Annotated in this window: 5 protein-coding genes; 1 reads left to right on the plus strand and 4 read right to left on the minus strand. The window is 71.2% G+C overall.

Features of this window, described 5'->3' with window-relative positions:
- The coding region (locus tag VN520_RS22630; RefSeq protein WP_325748766.1) for a DUF3099 domain-containing protein at positions 1 to 226 on the minus strand (226 nt) is incomplete at its 3' end.
- A gap of 211 nt (positions 227 to 437) precedes the next feature.
- Here VN520_RS22630 and VN520_RS22635 point away from each other — a divergent pair.
- The gene (locus VN520_RS22635; RefSeq protein ID WP_325748767.1) at positions 438 to 722 is read left to right on the plus strand and encodes a GlsB/YeaQ/YmgE family stress response membrane protein; all 285 of its coding nucleotides are present in this window, start codon (positions 438 to 440) and stop codon (positions 720 to 722) included.
- A 72-nt stretch (positions 723 to 794) separates the two neighbouring features.
- Here VN520_RS22635 and tyrS read toward each other — a convergent pair whose 3' ends face one another.
- The 3 genes from tyrS to VN520_RS22650 all read right to left on the minus strand — a co-directional run.
- Positions 795 to 2063, minus strand: a complete 1269-nt coding sequence (tyrS, locus tag VN520_RS22640) for a tyrosine--tRNA ligase (protein ID WP_325748768.1) — start codon at positions 2061 to 2063, stop codon at positions 795 to 797.
- A 63-nt stretch (positions 2064 to 2126) separates the two neighbouring features.
- Positions 2127 to 3521, minus strand: coding sequence for a metallopeptidase TldD-related protein (locus tag VN520_RS22645; RefSeq protein WP_325748769.1), 1395 nt, complete (start codon positions 3519 to 3521; stop codon positions 2127 to 2129).
- The coding region (locus VN520_RS22650; RefSeq protein ID WP_325748770.1) for a TldD/PmbA family protein at positions 3518 to 4894 on the minus strand (1377 nt) is incomplete at its 5' end. The genes VN520_RS22645 and VN520_RS22650, both read right to left, overlap by 4 nt.

Raw genomic sequence — 4894 nt, forward strand, 5'->3', positions numbered from 1 at the left:
CGTTGGCGATGACCACCGCCACATAAGGGAGCAGGACGCCCAACGCGAGCGCCACCACGGCCACATGCCTCTCGACGTTCCACAGGGTCGCGGCCAGCACCACGGAGACCGTGCGCACGGACATCGAGATGATGTAGCGCCGCTGCCTGCCCCGCACGTCATCGGCGAGACCCTGCCGGGCGCCCGTGATACGGAAGACCTCCGTGCCGCTCTGCTTCCGCATCATGATTCCACCACCAGATCTCTGTGCCGGACGTCCCCGGACGGTGCGGCTCCTACGGTACGCCTGGCATCCGCCGTATTCGAGCCCGGGGCGCCCCCGGCCCGTACGGATCCCGGCCGCGGCCCCACGTACGGCCCTGCCCGGCATGCGGTGTGCGTCCGGCGGGCCGAGACTGGGGCGAACGTGCGCACACCGCGCCGCACGAGGAGGCGATATGAGCTGGTTGTGGGCAATCATCGTAGGGCTGGTACTGGGTGTGCTCGCCCGGGCGATCCTGCCGGGGAAGCAGAGCATCCCCCTCTGGCTGACGGTGGTGTTCGGCATCCTCGGCAGCATCCTCGGCAACGCCGTCGCGTCCTGGATCGGTGTCGAGGACACCAAGGGGATCGACTGGATCCGCCATGTGCTGCAGCTGATCGGTGCCATCGCCGTCGTCGGTGTCGGAGACATGCTCTGGCAGTCGATCCGGGGCAACCGGGGCAAGAGGCAGAGAACCTGACCCGGGTATGACACGGCGCCGCGGCCGGTCACGCGTCACGCGTGACCGGCCGCAGGGCTGTGCTCACCGGTGTCAGCCGGCCGTGACCTCGACAGCGGCCAGGTTCTTCTTGCCCCGGCGCAGGACCAGCCAGCGCCCGTGCAGCAGCTCCTCACGGGCCGGAGCGCTCTCACCGTCCGTGACCTTCGCGTTGTTCACGTAGGCCCCGCCCTCCTTGACCGTGCGGCGGGCGGCCGACTTGCTGGCGGACAGCCCGACCTCGACCAGGAGATCCACCACCGGGCCCAGCTCGGTGACCCGGGCGTGCGGCACCTCGGACAGGGCGGCGCTCAGCGTCGCCTCGTCCAGCTCGCCGAGCTCGCCCTGGCCGAACAGCGCCTTCGACGCCGCGATGACCGCCGCGCACTGCGCACCGCCGTGCACCAGTGCCGTCAGCTCCTCGGCCAGTGAACGCTGCGCCGAACGCGCCTGCGGGCGCTCCTCGGTCAGCTTCTCCAGCTCCTCGAGCTCCTCACGGCTCTTGAAGCTGAGGATGCGCATGTACGTCGAGATGTCCCGGTCATCCACATTCAGCCAGAACTGGTAGAAGGCGTACGGCGTCGTCATCTCCGGGTCGAGCCACACGGCGCCGCTCTCGGACTTGCCGAACTTGGTGCCGTCGGCCTTCACCATCAGGGGCGTCGCCAGCGCGTGCACGGCGGCGTCCGGCTCCAGGCGGTGGATCAGATCGATGCCCGCCGTGAGGTTGCCCCACTGGTCGCTGCCGCCCTGCTGGAGGGTGCAGCCGTAGCGCCGGTACAGCTCCAGGTAGTCCATGCCCTGGAGCAGCTGGTAGCTGAACTCCGTGTAGCTGATGCCCTCCTGCGACTCCAGCCGGCGGGCCACCGAGTCCTTGGTGAGCATCTTGTTGACCCGGAAGTGCTTGCCGATGTCCCGGAGGAACTCGATCGCGGACAGGCCCGCGGTCCAGTCCAGGTTGTTCACCATCGTGGCGGCGTTCGGGCCCTCGAAGGTGAGGAAGGGCTCGATCTGCCCACGCAGCCGCTGGACCCACGCGGCGATGGTCTCCGGGTCGTTCAGCGTGCGCTCCGCGGTCGGCCGCGGGTCACCGATCTGCCCGGTGGCCCCGCCGACCAGGGCGAGCGGCTTCAGCCCGGCGAGCTGGAGCCGGCGCATGGTGAGCACCTGGACCAGGTGGCCGACGTGGAGACTCGCCGCGGTCGGGTCGAAGCCGCAATAGAAAGTGACCGGGCCGTCCGCGAGAGCCTTGCGCAGTGCGTCCTCGTCAGTGGACTGGGCGAACAGCCCGCGCCACTTCAGCTCGTCGACGATGTCCGTCACGGTCGTTTCTCTCCTCTGAGGGTTCGGCTGGGTTCGATCGGTTGTCCGGCCAGTCTATGGGCGTCATACGCCCCGGCTGACCGAGCTCATGTGGAAGTCGGGGATACGCAGCGCGGGCATCGCCGCCCGGGTGAAGTAGTCGCCCCACTCGCGCGGCAGCGTCTTCTCCGTACGGCCCGCCTCCGACGCCCGGGCCAGCAGCCCGACCGGCGACTCGTTGAACCGGAAGTTGTTCACCTCGCCGAGGACCTCGCCGTCCTCCACCAGATAGACACCGTCCCGGGTCAGACCGGTCAGCAGCAGGGTGGCCGGATCCACCTCCCGGATGTACCAGAGGCAGGTCAGCAGCAGGGCCCGGCCGGCCGTCGCGGCCACCATCTCCTCCAGGGACCGCTCACCCCCGCCGTCCAGGACGAGGTTGTCCATCGAGGGGGCCACCGGCAGGCCCGTCAGCCCGGCGGAGTGACGGGTCGTGGTCAGCCGCTCCAGCCTGCCGCCCGCGATCCAGTCGGTGGGGGCCAGCGGCAGCCCGTTGTCGAAGACCGAGGAACCGTCCCCCGACGCGTGCGCGATCACGAAGGGGGCGGACTCCAGCCCCGGGGCGTGCGGGTCGCTGCGCAGGGTCAGCGGCAGCTGGGAGAGCGTCTCGCCGACCCTCGTACCGCCGCCCGGCCGGGAGAAGACGGTCCGGCCCTCCGCCGCGTCCCGGGCCCCCGCCGACCAGTACTGGTAGATCAGCAGGTCGGCCACCGCGGTCGGCGGCAACAGCGTCTCGTAACGCCCGGCCGGCAGCTCGATCCTGCGCTCCGCCCAGCCCAGGCGCTGCGCCAGCTCCGCGTCCAGAGCCGCCGGGTCGACGTCCTCGAAGTCCCGGGTGGCCCTGCCCGCCCAGGCGGAACGGGTGCGGTCGGGGGACTTCGCGTTCAGCTCCAGCGTCCCGTTCGGCTGGTCGTGGCGCAGCCGCAGCCCCGCCGACGTACCCAGATACGTCGAGCTCAGCTGGTGGTGGGCGAAGCCGTACAGCTCACGTCCGCCCGAGCGGGCCCGTGCGAAGGCGTCGCCGAGTGCCGGGGCGAAGCCGTCGAAGACACCGGAGCCGGTCTCGGCCGGCGCTTCCGTGAAATCGGCCGACTCCGGGAGGCCGGAGACCAGCGGCTGGGCGTCCTCGGCCGGCCCGGCGCCGCGCGCCGCGGCCTCGGCGGCCCGCACCAGCGGCTCCAGGTCGTCGGTGGTGACGGCCGAGCGGGACACCACCCCGGACGCCGTCCCCTCCGCGCCGTCCACAGTCGCGATCACGGTCAGGGTCCGCCCCCGCGTCACCCCGTTCGTGGTGAGCGCGTTGCCGGCCCAGCGCAGATTGGCGGAGGAATTCTCCTCCGCGATGACCACACAGCCGTCGGCGCCGGACAGCTCCAGGGCGCGCTCGACGATCTCGTACGGCTTGCTGACGCGGCTCATCGCCCGGCCTCCTGCGTGGTGTTGAGGATGTTCACGCCTCGGAAGAGGGCGGAGGGGCAGCCGTGCGAGACGGCCGCGACCTGACCCGGCTGGGCCTTGCCGCAGTTGAACGCGCCGCCCAGGACATAGGTCTGCGGACCGCCGACCTTCTCCATCGAGCCCCAGAAGTCCGTCGTCGTCGCCTGGTACGCCACGTCCCGCAGCTGCCCCGCCAGCCGGCCGTTCTCGATCCTGAAGAACCGCTGCCCGGTGAACTGGAAGTTGTACCGCTGCATGTCGATCGACCAGGAGCGGTCGCCGACCACGTAGATGCCGCGCTCCACCCCGCCGATCAGGTCCTCCGTGGAGAGCCCGCCCGGATCCGGCTGCAACGAGACGTTCGCCATGCGCTGCACGGGCACGTGCTCCGGGGAGTCGGCGTACGCACACCCGTTGGACCGGCCCAGGCCCGTCAGCTTCGCGATCCGCCGGTCCGTCTGGTAGCCCACCAGCGTCCCGTCCCTGACCAGGTCCCAGGACTGCGCCTCGACGCCCTCGTCGTCGTAGCCGATGGTCGCGAGCCCGTGTTCGGCGGTGCGGTCACCGGTCACGTTCATCACCGGGGAGCCGTAGGCCAGCTTCCCCAGCCGGTCGAACGTCGCGAACGAGGTCCCGGCGTACGCCGCCTCGTAACCCAGCGCCCGGTCCAGCTCGGTCGCGTGGCCGATCGACTCGTGGATGGTCAGCCAGAGGTTGGACGGGTCGACCACCAGGTCGTACGTCCCCGCCTCGACGCCCGGCGCCCGCATCTTCTCGGCCAGCAGTCCCGGGATGCGCTCCAGCTCCGCGTCCCAGTCCCAGCCGGTGCCCGTGAGGTACTCCCAGCCCCGGCCCGCCGGAGGGGCGATCGTCCGCATCGAGTCGAACTCACCGGTGCTGCCGTCCACGGCCACCGCGGTCAGCTGCGGATGCACCCGCACGCGCTGCTGGGTGGTGACGGTGCCGGCGGTGTCGGCGTAGAACTTGTTCTCGTGGACCGTCATCAGGGAGGCGTCCACATGCGCGACGCCGTCGGCCGCCAGCAGCCGCGCGCTCCACTCGGCGAGCAGCCCGGCCTTCTCGGCGTCCGGCACACCGAAGGGGTCGACCTCGTACGCCGACACCCAGGTCCGCTCGCCGTGCACCGGCTCGTCCGCCAGCTCCACCCTCTCGTCGGAACCGGCCGCCGCGATCACCTTCGCCGCCGCGTCCATCGTGAGGTCCACCCCGGACGCGAACCCCCAGGCGCCACCGTGCACCACCCGGACCGCGTACCCGGTGTCGGTGGTGTCCGACGTCCCGGACGGCCGGGCGTCCCGCAGCCGCCAGGAGGCGCCGCGCACCCGCTCGAACCG

Origin of the sequence: Streptomyces sp. (genome assembly GCF_035563135.1) — a bacterium.
In the GTDB taxonomy this organism is placed as follows: Bacteria; Actinomycetota; Actinomycetes; order Streptomycetales; family Streptomycetaceae; genus Streptomyces.